This is a genomic window from Streptococcus respiraculi (assembly GCF_003595525.1).
GTDB lineage: Bacteria > Bacillota > Bacilli > Lactobacillales > Streptococcaceae > Streptococcus > Streptococcus respiraculi.
Genome location: NZ_CP022680.1, coordinates 835494 through 854694, shown reverse-complemented (window position 1 = coordinate 854694; position 19201 = coordinate 835494). Strand labels below are relative to the sequence as shown.

Genomic DNA, 19201 nt, shown 5'->3' with positions numbered 1-19201 from the left:
CCTTACTGAACGTTATTGGATAAGTTTGAAAGTAAGCGTTCAAATGAATATTCGTAGGATTGAATGTCTCCTGCTCCCATAAAGACATAAACTGCATTGTCATGGTCAAGGAGCGGTGAGGTATTTTCAAGCGATACGATACCACCTTTTTTACTAATTTTGGCCGCCAGATCCTCAACTTTCACCTGACCATTGTCTGTCTCGCGGGCTGAGCCATAAATCGGCGCTAGGTAGACGGCGTCCGCCTCACTCAAGGCAAGGGAAAATTCATCTAACAAGGCAATGGTCCGCGTAAAAGTATGCGGTTGAAAAATGGCTACAATTTCTTTACTTGGGTATTTTTGACGAGCAGCGTCAATCGTTGCAATAATTTCTGTCGGATGATGTGCAAAGTCATCGATAATGACCGTGTCATTGACGATTTTTTCAGTGAAGCGACGCTTCACGCCTTCAAATGATTTGAGGTGTTCTACTACCAAGTTCAAATCAAATCCTGCAACAAATAGATTTGCAATCACTGCTGTCGCATTAAGAACATTGTGACGACCAAAGGTCGGAATTTGGAACTGACCTAATTCTTGTCCGTCATGGCGGACCTTAAACTGCGAACCAGTCGTTGACGGCTGCAAATCATAGGCTACAAAGTCATTGTCCTCATTAAAACCGTAGTAGTAGATCGGTGCAGTTGCTGTAATATGGCGGAGTTGCTCATCTTCACCATAGACAAACAAGCCCTTTTGTACCTGCTTGGCATAGTCATCAAAGGCATGGAAGACATCCTCTAAACTAGTAAAATAGTCTGGGTGATCAAAGTCAATATTGGTAATGATGCTATATTCTGGGTGATAAGGCATGAAATGGCGCTCGTATTCGTCTGATTCAAAGACAAAATACTGAGCATTTTCCGAACCACGACCTGTTCCATCTCCAATCAAGTAGCTGGTATCCGTGATATTGCGCATAACGTGCGCAAGAAGCCCGGTTGTCGATGTTTTTCCATGCGCTCCTGCCACACCAAAACTCGTGAAATCACGCATGAATTGCCCGAGAAACTCATGGTAGCGTTTATAAGGAAAGCCATTTGCATCCGCATAGGCAATCTCGACATTGTTATCTGGACGGAAAGCGTTTCCTGCTATCAATTCGACATCTGTCGTAATGTTTTCTTCATTGAATGGGAGAATCTTAATCCCTGCTTGTTCAAGTCCACGTTGCGTGAAATAGTACTTTTCAACATCACTTCCTTGTACCTTGTGCCCCATTTGATGCAACATTAAAGCCAGAGCACTCATTCCTGACCCCTTAATTCCGATAAAATGATAGGTTTTTGTCATTCCAATCCCTCTTCCATGTGTGTTAGATTTAATTCTTGTGCCAGACGACGCTCACGTTGTACCTTGCGCTCTGGGTAATTGTAGACCTGACTTTTCTTCAAAAAATCATAGGAATTTTTCTTGACTGCTTGTTCTTGCTCTCGGTCTTCTTTTTGCAGTGAATAAACCGCTGGCACGTCCGCCAAAATATAGTCTGTCTGTTGTAAGCGATTGGCCAAGGCAGTTAAGTGAGGCACTGGCTTTTTGAGCAAGGGGGTAGTCACCTGACGCTTTTCTTGTAGAATATGGCGTGGCTTTTCTTGGTGAAGATAAGAGGCCGAACGTTTTTTCTTCAAATCTTCACGCGCTGTCTCTCGTGCCAACTGCCCTTGTGTTTTCACTTGCGGAGCAGAAGAAACAGAAGATGTTGGCTTTTGGTAGCGTTCTTTTCGAGAATACGGACTCGGGGTTGCTTTAAATAGCGGTGGCAATAAGGCCTCTTCTGCCCCACGTTCCCCTTGACATTGAGGAACAGCCTGATTCGCTACTTCTTGCCCAAATTCCCTATCCTGATAAGGACCTTTGATATTACTAATCAAGTCCCCCTCATCATATAATCTCATTTCAGGATTTTCTCCCACGATTAACTCATCATCGGCTACTAGGGGAAATCTTGTCTGCATTCTCACCATACATTCTTCCTTTCAAACGTTTATTATACCACACCTTACGCACTTTGACTATCATTTTTCCTTAGAGCCAGCTGGCAAAGGCCTCTAACAACTGATTTGAGACTCTTAGAACCTGTTTTCATAAGCGAAGTAATTCTTTATTTTACAATCACCAAGGCGTTTTTTTGAAGGAATACTGACCCTATTTCGAAAAAAGACAATGATGAGTAGCGTAAAATAAGCTCTGAATAGAGTTGCTGAGCTGTAAATAAGGTTCTTAAATACTCAAAATCTCTCGGATGTCATCGACTGTCATGCTGGCCCTGCTTTCATTACCGTCAAGAACGGTCGTCACCAAATGCTTTTTACTTTCTTGTAGAGCTTGAATCTTTTCCTCAATAGTCCCACGGGTAATGAGTCGGTAGCACTCAACCTTCTCTGTTTGTCCCATACGATGTGCTCGGCTAATGGCCTGGGCTTCTACGGCTGGATTCCACCAGAGGTCGACTAGAATCACGCTATCTGCCCCTGTCAGATTGAGTCCCACGCCACCTGCTTTAAGCGAAATCAGAAAGGCATCCCTGCTTCCTGCATTAAAGGCAGTCGTCATTTCCTGACGGAGATTAGCGGGGGTCGACCCTGTCAACTTGTAGCTGGTCAAGCCTAGCACTTCCAACTCTTCCTCAATCATGTCCAGCATTGTGCGGAATTGAGAAAAGATTAAGATGCGGTGGTTCCCTTCTTTTAGCTGAACCAGTAATTCTCTCAAACTCTCAAGCTTCCCACTTTCTCCCTTGTAGTCTAGCATAAAGAGTTTCGGTGTGTCACAAATTTGACGGAGACGGGTAATGCCTGCGAGAATTTCCATTTTCTTGCGCTGAATTTCGGCATCGCTTGCGTCTATAATGCTTGACTGCATTTGTTTCAATTGAGCCAAGTAGACAATCTTCTGCTCATCGGTCAATTCATTTAAGACATTGATTTCTAGTAGATCAGGCAATTCTAGTAGCACATCTTCTTTTTTCCTGCGTAAAACAAAAGGTTTGATGACACGTGCAACTTCTTCTGCGGACAACTTAGCAAATTCTGCCTTTCCTGGCAGCAATCCTGGTAAAACAATCTGAAAAATCGACCATAATTCTGACAGATGATTTTCTATTGGCGTTCCCGAAAGGGCAAAGCAATTGCCCACTTCAAATTCTCTCAAGAGCTGAGCAATCTTGCTTTGGGCATTTTTCATGACTTGTGCTTCATCCAAAATCAGGTAATCATAGCGATGGTGCTGATAGAGCTCTACATCCTGCCTAAAGGAGTGGTAGCTGGTGATGATGATTTGGTGTCCTGCAAGAATCAGATCCTCCCGCTTCTCCTTGTTTCCATAGGCCACAGCCACATCTAATTCAGGTGCGAAAGTCTGGCACTCGCTTTGCCAATTGTAAATCAAGCTAGAAGGCGCCAAAATCAAGACCTTAGCATCTTTTTCTAAATGACTGCTCAAAAAGGCAATGGTCTGTAAGGTTTTTCCCAACCCCATGTCATCTGCTAAAATGCCACCAAAACCATGGTAGTCAAGCATGGACAGCCATTTCACGCCCAAAAGCTGATAGTCACGCAAGGAAGCCGTCACCTGCAATTTAGGTAACTCAAACGATTCTGGATGAGCCAAATCATAGGCCAACTGTTGAAATTCCTTGGAGAATTGCACTGTGTCTTTTCCAGCCCAGATCTGAGCCAGTTGATAAGAAGCTATGCGGTCAAGGGATAGATGTCCTGCTGATTGGTAGCGGGCCCGCAAGTCCTGCAAGGTCTGACTCAGCCGCCTTGTCTCCTCATCGAAGACCAAGACCTTTCCTGTTTGGCTGGTAAAATGTGTGGCATCCGTAAGCAGTGCCGTCACTGCCTGATCAATCTCGTCCTCAGCAATCCCTGCAAAGTCAAAGGAAATGTCAAGCAGAGAGCCATGGGGCTCTACCTTGATTGTCGGTTGCGTCTCAACCATCATACTTTCTAGCTCACTCGATAGCTGCACCTGACCCAAGGATTGAAATCTTGGAAGAGTCTGACTGAAAAATCTGTACCAGTCTGTAGGGGCTAGCGGTGGATGATACGCAATAAAGTCTCCTCTAAAGCCCGCTTCTTGGATAACCGCTTCTACCTGCGCCACATGCTGAAAATGATACGAAAACGGCAGAAGGTGTAAGGCTTCTCTACTCGCTACCTGTATCTTGTCAAATTCCAGTGTGAGACGCAGTTCAATCTCCCCTTCAGCTCTCAAAAAAAAGTCAAACCGAGGACGGAAATCGGAAATAACAAAGCGCTTCGGCGCCTTGACGTTTCCAACCAATTCCAGCTCCAACAAACTAAGTGCCAAGCGTTCTTGATCTTGAAAGTCAAACTGGACTGATTTTTCTCCGCTCTCACTTGGAACAAGCCCTTTGAGCGCAGCTATAATCTGCTCCTGCTTCCTGTCCAGATAGTAAAGACGATTGTCCACTAATAGATAGCGACCATTGAAGAGTTCGCGAAAAGGTCGCTCTTCTACTCGCAACTCGATCATGTATTGGTGAACGACAACTTCAAAGAAATAGCGCTCTGCCTGAGCATCAAAGGCCAGCAATTGAAGCTCCGTATAGGTATTCATATCGTATTGAAACTCAAAGGATTCTAGCTGCGTCAAGACATCTAGCCCTTCTTCAAAATTAGCAAGTGGCAAGCGCAGATGCCGTCCATAATGGACCAAAATCTCCAAATCGCCTACCTTCTTGTCAGGAATTAACCGCCACAAAAAGGTCACTAAATCCTGACTGGCCACATCAAACTGTTCAAAGGAAATCCGCTCATAATACTGCTTGCCAATCTGAAAGTAGCCACCCTTTTTCAAAATTTGCAAAAAAGCACCAATATCGCGGATGATGTAGCTTCGTGGATCAACACCGCGCTGAATTTTTAAAGTCCAGTCGATATTATGGTCAAAGAGCATCATCTGCCCTTCCACAGCCAAACGGTAATGGATATCGGCTTCCTGAGTACTCTCCAGCAGATTATCAAGAAATAACCCACCAGCATAGGTCCTGCGCACTGTTTCCTCGTGCTCTTCCTTATCAGCCGAAAGCTGCTCTTCTAAGACCTTCCCTTCTGGATCATTTTTTAAAAAATATTCAGCCGCAGCTAAATGTTTACAGTAACCCTTGCTTGAAAACGTATCACAACTACAAGACAACTTACTTTCTTCTAAAGCGTAGCAAAAATCCTCTTCTTCAATCGTCAAAAAGAGCTGCCTATCTTCTACCTGTTTCACTTCAACTTGTCCGCTTTCATAAAGCAAGATTCCCTCTTGACGAATCCGCCCTGGCATCAATCGACCCATACATACTCCTTTATCTTATCTCTTCATTATAGCATATTTTTTTAGATACGGAAAAAGAGGTGTTTTCTTTTGTACCGTTCCCTCATTCTACTTGCTTATTCTAAAAAAAGCGAATATAGCAATACCTGCGATACAGTTTAAAAGGAGGGCGTCATGACACTATTGCTCTTTCATCCATTTATTGTTTTGATTCTAGCACTTAGCTCCTGTTGCCTCTTTCTTATCGGCTGAACAAACAGCAAGGTGATAGCTGGCACAGTTCTGATTAACCAATTCTACTATTTTTTCTTAGCTCTCTTTGCAGGCGCAATCAGCGCCCATAGACTCTACCGCAAGCTGATTGCGTTAAGGCTAGTCTACCTCTTCCTAGACCGGACAGGCATTCCCTCTATTCTTGCCATCACCGAAGGCTGGATAATCCTTAGCAAGCCTAGTAGTTACGGTGATATCCTCTATCTATAGCGACTTGAATCAAGGTTAGGACATCGTTAAGTCGCTTTGCTTCAATAGTTCAGTGGACTGTTGAAGGTTGGAAATAGGGATTATGGAGTAATCCTCAATTAATGCCCGCTCTATCTGCAACTCCTTGCCTTGTCCTATTCCTTTCTCAATCCATCATATAAAAAACCGAGTTGATCGAAACCAGCTCGGTTTTGGTTATTTTTTAGAAATCTTGTTATCAGTGTTCAGCCGACTTTTTCGCTCGCTCAACCGCTCGATAATAGCGTGTATCTCTGACTAGTTTTTCACTATAGATTATGAGTAACCAGCTACAGAGAGCAATTAGAAAGACATATAGGCCCAATACCAACACGAGAACAGCTTGTCTACTCATCCATAAGACAGTTCCTGTATGAATGCCTAAAATTAAGACCAGTACAGCCATTAATATTAGGTACAGATATGCAAGCAAGCTCGCCCAATAGCGCCATGAAAAGGGAGGATACGCTGCCGCATTGTAGCTCAAGGCCTTTTTGGCAAGCATTACAAAAATATAACTTACGGCAAGAAAACCAAGATATACGTCCATGTCCTCCTCCTTTCGCAGCCTACTTCCGCTTGCGAGCAATCAGGTGAATTGGTGTGCCTTCAAAGACGAAGGCCTTGCGGATTTGATTTTCAAGGAAACGCAGGTAAGAGAAATGCATGAGCTCTTCCTCGTTAACAAAGATGACAAAAGTCGGTGGCTTGGTCGCCACTTGGGTCGCATAGAAAATCTTGAGGCGTTTGCCTTTGTCAGTCGGCGTTGGGTTGATGGCAATCGCATCCATAATCACATCGTTTAAAACTGCAGATGGAATCCGTGTTTGCTGGCTTTCGCTAATCTGCTTAATCATGACAGGCAATTTATGCAAACGTTGTTTGGTCAGAGCTGACACAAAGATAATCGGTGCATAAGAGAGATACTGGAACTGATCTCTGATGTCTGCTTCCCAATTCTGCATGGTCTTATTATCTTTTTCAAGGGTGTCCCATTTGTTGACAACAATAATCATCCCTTTTCCTGCTTCATGGGCAAAACCTGCAATCCGTTTGTCATACTCACGAATGCCTTCTTCGGCATTTAAGACCATGAGAACGACATCTGAGCGGTCAATGGCACGCATAGCACGCATGACAGAGTATTTCTCCGTATTCTCATAGATTTTGCCAGATTTGCGCATACCGGCTGTGTCAATCATGGTAAATTCTTGACCTTCGCTATCCGTAAAGACTGTATCAATCGCATCTCGAGTCGTACCTGCAACAGGACTTGCAATCACGCGCTCTTCTCCCAAAATAGCGTTAATCAGACTAGATTTCCCAACATTTGGACGCCCAATTAAGCTGAACTTGATCATATCTGGATTTTCTTCTTCGACCTCTGCTGGAAGATTTTCCACAATGGCATCAAGCACATCACCTGTCCCAATTCCGTGAACCGATGATACTGGGTAAGGATCTCCTAAGCCCAAGGCATAAAAATCATAAATGTCGCTACGCATTTCAGGGTTATCGACCTTGTTAACTGCTAAAATAACCGGTTTATTAGTCTTATAAAGGATTTTAGCTACATATTCATCTGCATCTGTCACCCCTTCTTTTCCAGATACAACAAAGACGATGACATCTGCCTCACTCATGGCAATTTCTGCCTGATGTTTGATTTGCTCCATAAAAGGCGCATCAACATCATCAATCCCCCCTGTATCAATGATGCTAAAATGACGATTAAGCCATTCAGCAGTTGCGTAAATACGGTCACGAGTCACACCTTCTATATCTTCTACGATTGAAATGCGCTCACCCGCAATCCGATTAAATAAGGTTGATTTTCCAACGTTGGGACGCCCCACGATGGCAATAGTTGGTAGAGCCATTGCTCCTCCTTTTCTATAGTAACTGTTTTTCTTTCAAAAGTGCTTTGGTTTCTGGATATTCTGCCTGACCAAATTGGGCAACTAAACGCTCAGACCACGTTTCTTTCTGTCTCGCTCCCGCATAATCCGATTGGATTTGGTCGTAAGTGACAATCGCCTCCACACCTTGCTCTTGGTATTCTTCATTGAAAACAACGGTTTCATAAGGCAGACGTGGCTTGACTGGAAAATGCTGGTTGGGTCTGCCTAAGGCGATACAAAAGATTGGATAGGTGTAGTCTGGCAAGCAAAAGAGCTCGGCAATCTCTCTTGCTGCGTGACGAATCATACCGATAAAGACACCACCGTAGCCCAGACTCTCCGCTGCTAGCATAGCATTTTGCCCAGCTAAAGCAGCATCAACAGAAGAAATCAAGAGATTTTCTGTTCCCTTGGCATCAAAGTGCGCTTGGTGCAGTTCAGCCGCCTTGCTCGCTCGGTTGTGGTCTCCTACAAAAAGCAAAATCGTATCTGCCTGTAAAATAGCAGGCTGCGGGGTTAGGGCATGTAACGCTTCTTTTTTCTCTGTTGAACGCACCACAATAATCGAATAGGACTGGAAATTCTTCCAAGTCGAAGCTGCACGTCCTGCGCTAATAATCGCCTGCAAATCTGCATCTGCAATCGGCTCCTCGGTAAATCTGCGAACAGAGCTGTGAGAGAGCATTAACTCAATTGTTTCATTCATCGACGGTTCACTCCTCCTAACTGTAGTTCAGTGGCTAAGAAGCGAATACGTTCCATCACCCGCTTAGCCTGCCAAGTTTCATCACCTGAACGCCCCGCCGCAAAGTGACGTTCCAAGTCGGAAAAGGAAAAATTCGACGTAAAGAAGGTCGGCAGTTTTTCCTGCATGCGGTGCTGCAAGATGACCTGTAAAACATCATCGCGCACCCAAGAGCTATGTTGCTCTGCACCAATATCATCTAAGACCAGGACTTGAGCCGTCTTAATCGCATCAATTTTTTCCTTGACTAGACCTTCGCCAATGGCATTTTTAATTTCCACAACAAAGGTTGGGTAATGAAGCATGGTAGTTGACATCTGGTGGGTCTTGGATAAGAGATTGGCTAAAAAGGCCATGAGATAACTCTTTCCAACCCCAAAATTGCCATAGAGGTACAAGCCCTTATTGTCCTGACCTGCCTGCTTGACAAATTCAGTCATAGCTTTTATGACCTCAACTCGATTCTCATCATTGCGATCAACATCTGCAATCGTAATATTTTTCAGATTCGCAGGAAGATTGATCAGCTGAATACGATTTTTAATCGCTTCTTCCTTTCGGTACTCAATTAATTCAGCTGTCTCTAAATAAGAGATATCGGCGTAACCCTCATTCATGATGAGGACTGGCTGATAACCCACTGCGATGTAGGATTCGTCTTGATGGAGAAATTTCTTGCGCTCAGTCACATATTCAAAAAACTTGGAAATAGAGCGGGTAATTTCTTCTTCTGTTAATTGGTGCTGACGGATAAAATCAGCTACTTCCGTATCTTGAATGATTTCCTGATAGAGTTCTTGATAGGATTTTCTTCCTGATGTAGCGCCTTGTGGTACCTTGCTTTCTATAGCTTTCATCTATCCCTCTCCTTTCATTTCCATAGCTTCTAATTCACGGTAGAGAGCAGCCAGCTCTGCCTGACCTTTTTCTGTTTGCTCGGTCTTGACTTCTTGCTTGCTCCATTCAGGCACATTGCTCTTCTTAGCTTGACCGCTGTCTTTCTTACGGCTCACTACCTTGCTATCTCGTAAGTGATAAACTGCTTGCTCTGCACTTCGAATCTCCTTGTAGGAAAAATCATTCCCCAATTTCAAAGCATAGGCTTCTTGTAAATTGGCCGAGTCTACCTTGTTGAAGGTATAAAGGACAATCACATTGATCACCTCATCAAGCAAGCCCAAATCCACCAACTGCTGCAAACACTTGCGTTCTGACATGGTGACAGTCGCCTTGCGAGCTTCTTTTAAAAGGGTTAAAAATTCGAGTGCTGTTTTGGACTTGCTTTCCCGAACAATGGCTTGCTCTTGCTTGGTCAAACTAGCGGCGACAGGTCTTGCTGCCACCTTTTGTTCCATGCGCTTGACCAAAATCACTTGACCGTTGGCTGTCTCTTTTGCAACCTTATAGGCCTGCATCCAATCCCAGCCATTTTTTTCTGCCAAGTGATAAAGAGCAATGACATCGTCTGTCTCATTTTGGAAACGCAAGCGGTCACGTGCCATCATGGTCTGAAAGGCTTGCAAATCAAAACTCTGTACAGCAAGAGGAGCAAGCGGAACGTCACCTAGGCTAGTAAAGACATCTGAAAATTTCTTGGTCACTTCGGTGTCTGATATTGGTTTTGCATCGGTCCATTCCTCAACTGCTGGTTCTCCAATTTTCTTGGTCAACAGTTTTTGATACAAGGGAGTGCCCAAAAAATCCTCTTTTGACAAGGGTTCTGCCAAGCGAAAGACGATTTTTTCGTCCTTTTGATAAATCGCAAGCAACCCCATAGCACCGAGTACATCAAGCGCCTGTTCCAAGCGCCCCATGCCCATATTGACATGATTCAAAATACGGCTAAGGGCATACTGCCCCACACCATGGTCATAGCCAGCCCACAAGAATTGATAGACCGCAGCTGCATCTTGTCCAATAATCGGTTGGTAACAGAGAATAAAGCTGAGCCAGTTGGGGCTAAGGGCATTCTTTCTCATGTAAGAATAGAAATCGTTTGGTTTCATGTGCTATCCTATCTTCTGGTCTTGCTTCCCTTGGTGATTTGCTTGAGCAAGTTTTCCAATTCGCCCACGTCTTTAAAGGAACGATAGACAGAGGCAAAGCGGACATAGGTAATCTCGTCTAGTTCGACCAATTCTTCCATGACCAAATTACCAATCAAGTCACTTTCGACCTCGCTATCGCTATGGGCCCGAACCTTTTGCTCAATTCGATTGACCACTTCTTCAATCTCATTACTAGATACTGGGCGTTTCTGGGCAGAACGAATGATTCCGTTGAAAATTTTCTCACGAGAAAACTGTTCACGAGTGCCATCTTTTTTCACGACCACCAAGGTTTTTTCTTCCACACGTTCATAAGTGGTAAAGCGATGACCACAGTTTTCACACTCTCTTCTTCTGCGAATGGTATTTCCGTCTTCAGCCTGACGACTATCGACTACACTTGATTTTATACTGGTACATTTTGGGCAACGCATGCTACTTCTCCCATTCTATCATAATCACTTCATTGTATCATATTTCACAGGATAATAAAAGGGAGCGTGATTGGAGCAACGCAAAAGAAAAGAGCAGAACTAGTCCTGCTCTTGGTAAGTATCGTTTTTCAACTTCTGTTTCTTTTCAAGCCGTGCGTAAGTCCATTCCCGCACCAAGCGATAAATGACCGCAAAAATGGGGGTAAAGAAGACCATGCCCAGCAAGCCAAATAAATTCCCACCAATTAAAGCAGCAGCCAAGGTGAAAAGCGTTGGCAGACCAACAGACTGTCCCACTACACGAGGGTAGATGACATTTCCTTCAATCAATTGGATAACTTGGAAGAGGACAATGGACCAGAGAGCCAACCAAGGATTTTGCACTGAGATAAAGAGGGCACTGATGAAACAGGCCGAAAATGGACCAATGTAAGGCACAAATGATAGGACACCTGACAAAATCCCTGCCATTCCCGCATACGGAATCGAAAAGAGTGAGTAGCTGACAAAGACTAACACTCCGATGATGACTGCTTCTACAATCTGACTCATCAAGAAACGATCGTAGGTTTCAATAATCACCTCGCCGATATAGCTAATGGTGCGCACCACTTTTTCGGGAAAAGCCGCATGAAGGAGTTGACCTGTCATGCTCTGCAAATGCTCCTTGCTCCCAAGAATGCTCAAGGTGAAAAAGAAGGCCATGACCAAGGTCAAAACATTTGAAAAAATACCTGTCACATTAGTGGCTAAGCCTGCGAGAAAAGCTGTCGCAAAACTTGACAACTTCGACCAATCTGTAAACTGGCTCACATAACTGTTCAAGCGACTGCCTAATTTACTAGACAAGAAGCCACTATCCTGCAAGGTCCGAATCAACTTTGGAAAGGCTTGATTGGTCACCGATACCAACTCAGATACCGTTGAGACCAAGGTCGGCAGGATAATCACTACCACTCCCGTCACAATCAAGGCAAAGGCAATCAAGACACCGAAAATCGCCAAGGAACGCTTGCTCTTACGTAAAAAGGACACCTTTTCAATCAAATCTTCCAACTTCTTCATCGGAACATTTAAGATAAAGGCAAAAATCGCCCCGATAAACAAGGCATTCATACTGGATAACAAGACCTTAACTGTACTATAAATATCTGAATAATTCAACACCGCAAGTAAGACCAAGGCCGCAAAACTAATCAAGAGGAGTTTTTCTTTAAATGAACTCTTCTGCATCTGTCCATCTCCTTTTCATCCTTATTTGTCCTATGATAGCATAATTTGGAGAAAAAGTCAGAAAATGCTTGCCAAAGAAGTCGCTATACCTGATGAACGATTGTATTTTCCAATATGATTTCTAGAAGATTTCCTGAAAACAAACTCCCTACCTTCTAGATATCATCGTTTTCCTTGAATCTGAGCTCACTAGGTTCTAAGGCTTGCTTTTTTCGACTGAACTGACCTCATCTGCCATTACCGAGGAAAATGAGTTATTCAAGAGGATACAACATATCATCGACATACATAAAAACTCTCATCAGGAACAGTGATATACTCCCCATATAGTAGACAGTGAAAAAACCAACATTCACTAGACACTAGTAAGGGGAGTTTTCCTATGTCCAAAAGAAGTCCAAAATCAGTAGAAGAAAAGTTAGAAATTGTTTGCTTATTACTTAACCAAGAACAGTCGCTTACCCAACTCAGTAAACAATATCAGGTCGATAATCAAACAATCCAGTTTTACAATACACAACGCTATCAAGCGAAACTAAACAACCTGACTCCTTTGGAATTCAGAAATCAGGTTGCTTAGTATCTTTTATTATTTGACTATCTACTTGACAGGGAGCCGTTCACAGTTCTTGATGAGAGTTTTATTGTTCTTTTTATTCTTCCCGCATGGCATAGCCTACACCGCGGACGGTTTTGATATAGGATTCTTGACCGGGTAGGTCTAATTTCCCACGCAAATAGCGGATGTAGACATCAACCACATTGGTTTCAGCTGTGGCTTCATATTTCCAGACCCGATCCAAGAGTTGCTCTCGGGTCAAGGTCTCCTGACTGTTCATCAAGGTCGCAAGAAGATCATATTCCCTGCGGGTCAGGTTAATCAACTCTGGACCACGGGTGACAGTGCGATTTTGAAAATCAATCTTCAAGTCCCGATAAGCTGCTTGTAGCTTTACCTGCTTGCAATGCTCATCAATATAATCCCGCCCCCTAAAGATAGAAGTTACCTGATCGACTAAATCACTGATGACAAAAGGTTTGATAATATAAGAAACAGCATAGCGCTGAATCTCAGCACCGTAGATTGCTGCGTCCTCGCTGTCCACTACCACAATCATGACCGTTGTCGGCTTGATATTTACCAGTTCTGCCGCTAACTCCTGACTAGACATGTCTGACAGGCGAAAACTCATGAGAATCAAGTCAAAATCTGTCTCATGGGCAAGCTGAAGCGCTTCTTTTCCCGTAGAAGTATAGTCGACCAAGTAGTCTTTTTTTTGCAACTCCATGGAGACAAAGTGAGAAAGATTGCGCTCACGGCCTGCAATTAAGATTTTTTTTACCATAGATTATTTTTCATCATACCATGAGTAATGGAAGATTCCTTCTTTATCTTTACGCTCGTATGTGTGCGCTCCGAAGTAGTCACGTTGTGCTTGGATAAGATTAGCTGGTAGGTTTTCAGCGCGGTAGCTATCAAAGTAGGTAATCGCTGCTGAGAAGGTTGGAACAGGCACACCTGCTTGTACTGCCAAGGTTACTACATCACGAACAGCTTGTTGGTATTTGGCTGTCACATCAAGGAAGTATTCGTCTAAAAGAAGGTTGGCAAGGTCCTCATCACGTCCGTAAGCATCGGTAATCTTTTGCAAGAAACGAGCACGGATGATACAGCCTGCACGCCAGATTTTAGCGATTTCACCGAATGGCAGATTCCAGTTGTTTTCCTTTGACGCTACGCGCAATTGGGCAAATCCTTGGGCATACGACATAATTTTTGAAAAGTAAAGGGCTTGACGGATTTTTTCAATCAACTCAGCCTTATCTCCTTCATAGGCAAAGGCTGCTGGTTTTGGCAAGATTTTGCTGGCATGTACACGCTCTTCTTTGTAAGTGGAGATATAGCGGGCAAAGACAGACTCTGTAATAAGGGACAATGGCACACCCAAATCAAGTGAAGACTGGCTAGTCCATTTACCAGTTCCCTTGTTGCCTGCTGCATCAAGGATATAGTCGACGATTGGACCATCTTGACCTTCATCATCCTTGCGTTTTAAGATGTCTGCTGTGATTTCAATCAAGTAGCTATCGAGCTCACCTTTGTTCCATTCAGTGAAGATTTCAGCCATTTCATCCACAGAAAGACCGAGCAAGTGTTGCATCAAGTCATAGCTTTCTGCAATCAACTGCATGTCACCGTATTCGATTCCGTTGTGGACCATTTTCACGTAGTGACCTGCACCGTCTGGACCGATATAGGTCACACATGGTGCACCGTCTTCAGGAGCTTTAGCAGAAATTTCTTCTAAAACATCTGCCACTAATTCATAGGCTTCTTTTTGTCCACCTGGCATGATAGACGGACCTTCAAGCGCTCCTTTTTCACCACCAGAAACCCCTGTTCCGATGAAATTGATGCCTGAGTTTGCAAGCTCTTTTGAACGGCGAATGGTGTCTTCGTAGAAGGTATTTCCACCGTCAATCAAGATGTCTCCTTCATCAAGGTGGGGCAAAAGAGCTTGGATGGTTGCATCTGTACCAGGACCTGCCTGCACCATGAGCATGATACGGCGTGGTTTTTCAATGGATGCTACAAAACTTTCTACATCGTAGCTTGGCACTAATTTTTTGCCTGGGTTGCTTGCAACAACATCTTCTGTCTTGTCTGCTGAACGGTTGTAAATCGCAACAGTGTAGCCTCTTGATTCTACGTTGAGTGCAAGGTTACGACCCATAACGGCCATTCCCACAACACCAAAATTTGCTTTTGTCATGAATATTCTACTCCTATTTCTTAATATCCTTTTCATTATACAATGAAATCGACCTATTGACAAGATTTTTCCAATTTTCTGTCAATTTCATTCTTCCTCAAAAAGTCCTTGTAATTGGGCAAAGGGGCTGTTTGCTTCCTTTTTCTCTTGAGCTACTACTGCATAATCCTCTTCTGTCATCAAGGTCCAATCCTTGCCTGACGGCAAATCCTGTCCTGCTACTTCTTCTGGAGTCAATACCTTGAGCGGAATGTTTAAAAGGATGTTATCTGCAACACTTTCTGCAAGCACAATCACATCATTTTCAACAATCAACACCAACTCTTCTTCCACCATATCCTGGTCTTTCAAAGCCTGCTCATCTGCCACGAAGATTTCATGGACTGGGAGTGACTCGGAGAGGACAACAGGCTCCATGGAACGACTGGACGCAAGCGTGATGTCATAGGTCATCTGATAGTTTAGGAGAAAGAAGCCCGCTTCAAAGCTGACCCGTCCTGCCACCTGAATCGGTGAAACAGCTAGAATATCTGCATTTCGAGCCATGAGCTCACTTGCAAGTTCCAAGGTCTCGTCAAAGGTAATGCCGTCTGATTTTTTCTGAATATCTTGGATATGGAACATCTCTTCTCCTTAGTTCACATGCTCAGTGATATAGTGGTAAGCCTGCTGACCAGCGATTGCTCCGTCACCAACTGCTGTTGTGATTTGACGCAATTGTTTTTGACGAATATCACCGATTGCAAAGATACCTGCTTGGCTAGTAGCCATTTGCTCATCAGTCACGACCCAACCTTGCTCATCGGTAATGCCCAAATCAGCTACCGCATCGGTCATCGGGTCAAGCCCTACATAAATGAAGACACCGCCAAAGGCATGAGCTGTCACCTCACTTGTCTTGACATTCTTAATCAAGACTTCTTGTACCTTGATGTTATCTCCCTTGATTTCTTCGACCACACTATCCCAGATGAAACGGATTTTTTCATTGGCAAAGGCCCGTTCTTGGATGACCTTTTGAGCCCTCAATTCATCACGGCGGTGGACAATCGTCACAGTATTTGCAAACTGGGTCAAATAAAGAGCTTCTTCAACAGCAGAATCCCCGCCACCTACAACCAGCAAATCTTGCCCACGAAAGAAAGCCCCGTCACAGACTGCGCAGTAAGAAACCCCACGGCTATTGTAGGTATCTTCCCCAGGCACTCCTAGTAAACGGTGTTGCGCTCCCATAGCAAGGACAACCGTGTGAGCTTCTAGGGTCTCATCTTCTGTCATAACCCGTTTAACAAGACCTTCTGTCTCCACACGAATCACTTGTCCGTAGAGGTGTTCTACCCCAAATTTCGCAAGCGGTGCAAACATTTTTTCTGCCAATTCAGGACCGCTAATATGGTCATACCCTGGGTAGTTTTCAATCTCTGCTGTATTGTTCATTTGTCCGCCATAGATTCCGCGATCTAAAAGAGCTACTTTTAGATTGCTTCGTGCCGCATATAAGGCTGCGGTCATTCCTGCAGGACCTGCTCCAATAATAATCGTATCGTACATCTTCTTCCTTCTTTCTATGCTCTTAGCATTAGCAAGATGCCCACAACCCCGAAAGATAGAATGGGAATGGTCATCACGTTGATAATTAATAAATCAAAGAGAACTTCTTGACGTTCTTGAATTGTCTTATCTTTTTTCTTGATAAGGCGGACTAAAAACCAGGCTAGACTAGCCAAGACCACCAAGACTGCTGCAATCAAGAGTCCCTTTAGATAAAGACCTAGTATTGTTTGTAACATTTCTTTTCCTACTTTACATCATCAGCCTAAAAGGTTTGGCGCTTGGCTTTACGCTCAGCACGACCCTTGGCACGATTTTCAATCCGCTTGGTCTTACGGCGTTTTTCATCGACAGCCCACTGGATTTTCTTCTTGTAGCCCGGCTTGATTTTCTTCTTTTTCTTCTTGACTAGACCAATCATCTCAAGGTCCAATTTCTCCCTTGACTTTTCTCGATTAACACGGCGGTCACGGTCGTAAGTATCTTGAAACTCTCCATCCTTAATCATCTTTGGTACAAAGCGGATATTGAGTTTTTCAAGCTCGCGGATATCAGCATCATCACTTGGCTGATAAAGGGTGATGGCTGTTCCTGCTAGCCCATTGCGACCTGTCCGTCCGACACGGTGCACAAAGAAGGATAAATCCTGCGGAATGGCATCATTGATGACATGGCTGACCCCTTCAATATCAATCCCCCGCGCTGCTAAATCTGTTGCTACAATATATTCAAATTCCAGATTCTTGACCTGATTCATGATACGCTTGCGCTCCCGCGGTGGAATATCCCCATGAATTTTTGCCACACGTAAACCATTTGCACTCAGGTAACCATGTAATTCATCTGCCCGCGTCTTAGTGTTAACGAAAATCATAGCCAAGTACGGCTGCATGAGCCTTGTAATTTCCAAAATAAGAGCATTTTTATCCCGTCCCTTGGTCGAAATCAGCCAGTTATCAATCGTATCTGAAATGACTGTCTGTGTCTTAATTTGTTCGATGACAGGATTGCTCAAATATTTCTTCAAAAAGGGTTGTAATTTTTGCGGAATCGTCGCAGAAAAGACCATGAACTGCAGATTCTTGGGCAGGCTTGACGCGATGCGGTCGACCGTTTCTAAAAAGCCCATGTCAAGGGTCATATCTGCCTCGTCCACCACAAAGGTTGTCGCCTTGTGAATGACTAAGTCGCCTGATTTCACCAAGTCATAGATACGCCCTGGCGTCCCAATCACGATATGAGGCTGACTAGTCTGCAACTTGTCAATCTGGCGCTGCTTGTCTGTTCCTCCGACATAGTTGACTACACGGATTTCTATCTCCGAACACTGGGCAATCTGGCGCGCCGCTTGGTAAATCTGCGTTGCTAACTCACGTGAAGGTGCAGTAATCACTGCCTGTACCTGTTCGAGATCTTCCTGTAATTGCTGGAAAATCGGAACCAAGAAAGTATGGGTCTTTCCCGAACCTGTCTTGGATTCACCGACCAAATCGCGCCCTGACAAGACAATCGGAATCAAGCGTTTTTGAACTTCTGTCGCATTCACAAAACCGATTTCTTTTAAGGCTTCTTGAATATAAGATTTTAAGCTAAATTCTGTAAATTTCATAGTATCCTCTTTTTCTACTTCACCCTATTATACCAAAAAAAACAGCATTTGACTGCTGTTTGATACTGACGAGTGATTAGAAATATAAGATAGCAAGAGTCAGTAAGCTCATGACCAGACCAACTCCCCACAAGAAGAAATCGACCTTCCATTCGCTCCACTTTTCACTCTGACCGCTCAAGCCACCCAATTCCAAATGGTGATGGAAGGGAGTCATCCGAAAAATGCGTTTGCCTTCGCCAAACTTTTTCTTAGTATATTTAAAGTAGGTCACTTGAAGCATAACAGAAGATGTTTCCACCACATAGACAAGGCCGATGAGAAGCAAGGTCCACTCTTGATGAAGAGCAATCGAAATTGTTGCCAACATCCCACCGAGCGCTAGACTGCCCACATCTCCCATGAAGATTTTTGCTGGTTTGTGATTGTAATAGAAAAATCCAATCAAAGCCCCAATCATGGTCACACAGACTAGTAAAATGTCAAACTTACCATCTACAAAGGCAATGACAGCGTAAGCTGACAAGCTAATCACAACTGAAATTGAAGCCAAGCCGTCGATTCCGTCTGTCAGATTGACCGCATTAGAAAATCCAACCAACCAAAAAAGGACGAAGGCGACATAGAAAATCCCTAATTGAAGTGGGTAGCCTAACACATTGAGCGTTCCGCCACCAGTTCCTTGTATATGAGCCAGGTAAAAGACAATTCCACCCAGAATCTGCAGGGCCAATTTTTGCTTAGGATTCAGCCCCTCGTTTACCTTTCGGAAGATTTTTAGGAAATCATCCAAGAAGCCAACGATTCCATAGAGTAAGAGAATGAAGAGAATGGCAAGTACCGGCCCTGTCATTCTATTGGTCAATAAGGCAAACAAAAAGGTCACAACAATGGCAACAACTAGAAAGACAGTTCCCCCCATCGTCGGAGTTCCTGCTTTGAACTGATGCTGCTTGACATCTTCATGGGTTTGTTGTCCCTCAATACGTTTTGCTTGGTAAAATCTGATAAATCTTGGAATCAATAGAACCGTCGCCACAAAGGCTACCAGTCCTGCTATGATTACAGAATACAT

19 protein-coding genes are annotated in these 19201 nt (G+C 43.9%); 2 read left to right on the top strand and 17 right to left on the bottom strand.

Annotated features, from left to right (window positions below; translation table 11 throughout):
• Positions 1-2: 2 nt before the first annotated feature.
• The 3 genes from murC to CHF41_RS04290 all read right to left on the bottom strand — a co-directional run bounded on the left by murC (position 3) and on the right by CHF41_RS04290 (position 5351).
• Entirely contained in the window at positions 3-1334 is a 1332-nt protein-coding gene (gene murC / locus CHF41_RS04300) for a UDP-N-acetylmuramate--L-alanine ligase (protein ID WP_119876146.1), read from the bottom strand.
• Positions 1331-2005 carry a divisome accessory protein ZapJ gene (zapJ, locus tag CHF41_RS04295; RefSeq protein WP_119876145.1) on the bottom strand — a complete coding sequence of 225 codons (675 nt, stop codon included), beginning with the start codon at positions 2003-2005 and terminating at the stop codon, positions 1331-1333. Before zapJ ends, murC begins: the two co-directional genes overlap by 4 nt.
• Before the next feature lie 256 nt (positions 2006-2261).
• On the bottom strand, positions 2262-5351 hold the full coding sequence (locus CHF41_RS04290; RefSeq protein WP_119876144.1) for a pilus expression-regulating Snf2 family helicase: 3090 nt from the start codon (positions 5349-5351) through the stop codon (positions 2262-2264).
• Between the two features lie 243 nt (positions 5352-5594).
• Between CHF41_RS04290 and CHF41_RS10070 the strand changes: the two genes are divergently transcribed.
• On the top strand, positions 5595-5813 hold the full coding sequence (locus CHF41_RS10070) for a hypothetical protein (protein ID WP_162911914.1): 219 nt from the start codon (positions 5595-5597) through the stop codon (positions 5811-5813).
• A gap of 217 nt (positions 5814-6030) precedes the next feature.
• On the opposite strand, the gene CHF41_RS04285 is transcribed toward CHF41_RS10070, so the two are convergent.
• From CHF41_RS04285 to CHF41_RS04255, 7 genes are all read right to left on the bottom strand, one after another.
• Positions 6031-6381, bottom strand: coding sequence for a hypothetical protein (locus tag CHF41_RS04285; RefSeq protein WP_119876143.1), 351 nt, complete (start codon positions 6379-6381; stop codon positions 6031-6033).
• Between the two features lie 19 nt (positions 6382-6400).
• Positions 6401-7711, bottom strand: coding sequence for a ribosome biogenesis GTPase Der (der, locus tag CHF41_RS04280; RefSeq protein ID WP_119876142.1), 1311 nt, complete (start codon positions 7709-7711; stop codon positions 6401-6403).
• Between the two features lie 13 nt (positions 7712-7724).
• Entirely contained in the window at positions 7725-8438 is a 714-nt protein-coding gene (locus CHF41_RS04275; protein ID WP_119876141.1) for an NADPH-dependent oxidoreductase, read from the bottom strand.
• Entirely contained in the window at positions 8435-9334 is a 900-nt protein-coding gene (gene dnaI / locus CHF41_RS04270; protein ID WP_119876140.1) for a primosomal protein DnaI, read from the bottom strand. Before dnaI ends, CHF41_RS04275 begins: the two co-directional genes overlap by 4 nt.
• The gene (locus CHF41_RS04265; protein ID WP_119876139.1) at positions 9335-10483 is read right to left on the bottom strand and encodes a replication initiation and membrane attachment family protein; all 1149 of its coding nucleotides are present in this window, start codon (positions 10481-10483) and stop codon (positions 9335-9337) included.
• Between the two features lie 8 nt (positions 10484-10491).
• Entirely contained in the window at positions 10492-10959 is a 468-nt protein-coding gene (nrdR, locus tag CHF41_RS04260) for a transcriptional regulator NrdR (protein ID WP_119876138.1), read from the bottom strand.
• Between the two features lie 99 nt (positions 10960-11058).
• The gene (locus CHF41_RS04255) at positions 11059-12192 is read right to left on the bottom strand and encodes an AI-2E family transporter (RefSeq protein ID WP_119876137.1); all 1134 of its coding nucleotides are present in this window, start codon (positions 12190-12192) and stop codon (positions 11059-11061) included.
• Positions 12193-12574: 382 nt separating this feature from the next.
• Here CHF41_RS04255 and CHF41_RS04250 point away from each other — a divergent pair, with 382 nt between their 5' ends.
• Entirely contained in the window at positions 12575-12772 is a 198-nt protein-coding gene (locus tag CHF41_RS04250) for a transposase (protein WP_119876136.1), read from the top strand.
• A gap of 73 nt (positions 12773-12845) precedes the next feature.
• Here the strand turns inward: CHF41_RS04250 and CHF41_RS04245 are convergent, their stop codons facing one another.
• The 7 genes from CHF41_RS04245 to mraY form a co-directional block, all read right to left on the bottom strand.
• Positions 12846-13538 carry a response regulator transcription factor gene (locus CHF41_RS04245; RefSeq protein ID WP_119876135.1) on the bottom strand — a complete coding sequence of 231 codons (693 nt, stop codon included), beginning with the start codon at positions 13536-13538 and terminating at the stop codon, positions 12846-12848.
• A gap of 3 nt (positions 13539-13541) precedes the next feature.
• Positions 13542-14966: an NADP-dependent phosphogluconate dehydrogenase gene (gndA, locus tag CHF41_RS04240; protein ID WP_119876134.1), complete on the bottom strand. Its 1425-nt coding sequence runs from the start codon at positions 14964-14966 to the stop codon at positions 13542-13544.
• Between the two features lie 87 nt (positions 14967-15053).
• Positions 15054-15590 (bottom strand): YceD family protein, encoded by a 537-nt coding sequence (locus tag CHF41_RS04235; RefSeq protein WP_119876133.1) that lies wholly within the window; start codon positions 15588-15590, stop codon positions 15054-15056.
• A 9-nt stretch (positions 15591-15599) separates the two neighbouring features.
• On the bottom strand, positions 15600-16517 hold the full coding sequence (gene trxB / locus CHF41_RS04230) for a thioredoxin-disulfide reductase (protein WP_119876132.1): 918 nt from the start codon (positions 16515-16517) through the stop codon (positions 15600-15602).
• Positions 16518-16531: 14 nt separating this feature from the next.
• Positions 16532-16756, bottom strand: coding sequence for a DUF4059 family protein (locus CHF41_RS04225; RefSeq protein ID WP_119876131.1), 225 nt, complete (start codon positions 16754-16756; stop codon positions 16532-16534).
• A 26-nt stretch (positions 16757-16782) separates the two neighbouring features.
• Positions 16783-18126, bottom strand: a complete 1344-nt coding sequence (locus CHF41_RS04220; RefSeq protein ID WP_119876130.1) for a DEAD/DEAH box helicase — start codon at positions 18124-18126, stop codon at positions 16783-16785.
• Between the two features lie 76 nt (positions 18127-18202).
• The gene (gene mraY / locus CHF41_RS04215; protein ID WP_119876129.1) at positions 18203-19201 is read right to left on the bottom strand and encodes a phospho-N-acetylmuramoyl-pentapeptide-transferase; all 999 of its coding nucleotides are present in this window, start codon (positions 19199-19201) and stop codon (positions 18203-18205) included.

Excerpts from the sequence above, each read along its gene's own strand:
- murC (WP_119876146.1), bottom strand. The coding sequence starts at position 1,334 with ATGACAAAAACCTATCATTTTATCGGAATTAAGGGGTCAGGAATGAGT.
- zapJ (WP_119876145.1), bottom strand. The coding sequence starts at position 2,005 with ATGGTGAGAATGCAGACAAGATTTCCCCTAGTAGCCGATGATGAGTTA.
- CHF41_RS04290 (WP_119876144.1), bottom strand. The coding sequence starts at position 5,351 with ATGGGTCGATTGATGCCAGGGCGGATTCGTCAAGAGGGAATCTTGCTT.
- CHF41_RS04285 (WP_119876143.1), bottom strand. The coding sequence starts at position 6,381 with ATGGACGTATATCTTGGTTTTCTTGCCGTAAGTTATATTTTTGTAATG.
- der (WP_119876142.1), bottom strand. The coding sequence starts at position 7,711 with ATGGCTCTACCAACTATTGCCATCGTGGGGCGTCCCAACGTTGGAAAA.
- CHF41_RS04275 (WP_119876141.1), bottom strand. The coding sequence starts at position 8,438 with ATGAATGAAACAATTGAGTTAATGCTCTCTCACAGCTCTGTTCGCAGA.
- dnaI (WP_119876140.1), bottom strand. The coding sequence starts at position 9,334 with ATGAAAGCTATAGAAAGCAAGGTACCACAAGGCGCTACATCAGGAAGA.
- CHF41_RS04265 (WP_119876139.1), bottom strand. The coding sequence starts at position 10,483 with ATGAAACCAAACGATTTCTATTCTTACATGAGAAAGAATGCCCTTAGC.
- nrdR (WP_119876138.1), bottom strand. The coding sequence starts at position 10,959 with ATGCGTTGCCCAAAATGTACCAGTATAAAATCAAGTGTAGTCGATAGT.
- CHF41_RS04255 (WP_119876137.1), bottom strand. The coding sequence starts at position 12,192 with ATGCAGAAGAGTTCATTTAAAGAAAAACTCCTCTTGATTAGTTTTGCG.
- CHF41_RS04250 (WP_119876136.1), top strand. The coding sequence starts at position 12,575 with ATGTCCAAAAGAAGTCCAAAATCAGTAGAAGAAAAGTTAGAAATTGTT.
- CHF41_RS04245 (WP_119876135.1), bottom strand. The coding sequence starts at position 13,538 with ATGGTAAAAAAAATCTTAATTGCAGGCCGTGAGCGCAATCTTTCTCAC.
- gndA (WP_119876134.1), bottom strand. The coding sequence starts at position 14,966 with ATGACAAAAGCAAATTTTGGTGTTGTGGGAATGGCCGTTATGGGTCGT.
- CHF41_RS04235 (WP_119876133.1), bottom strand. The coding sequence starts at position 15,590 with ATGTTCCATATCCAAGATATTCAGAAAAAATCAGACGGCATTACCTTT.
- trxB (WP_119876132.1), bottom strand. The coding sequence starts at position 16,517 with ATGTACGATACGATTATTATTGGAGCAGGTCCTGCAGGAATGACCGCA.
- CHF41_RS04225 (WP_119876131.1), bottom strand. The coding sequence starts at position 16,756 with ATGTTACAAACAATACTAGGTCTTTATCTAAAGGGACTCTTGATTGCA.
- CHF41_RS04220 (WP_119876130.1), bottom strand. The coding sequence starts at position 18,126 with ATGAAATTTACAGAATTTAGCTTAAAATCTTATATTCAAGAAGCCTTA.
- mraY (WP_119876129.1), bottom strand. The coding sequence starts at position 19,201 with ATGTATTCTGTAATCATAGCAGGACTGGTAGCCTTTGTGGCGACGGTT.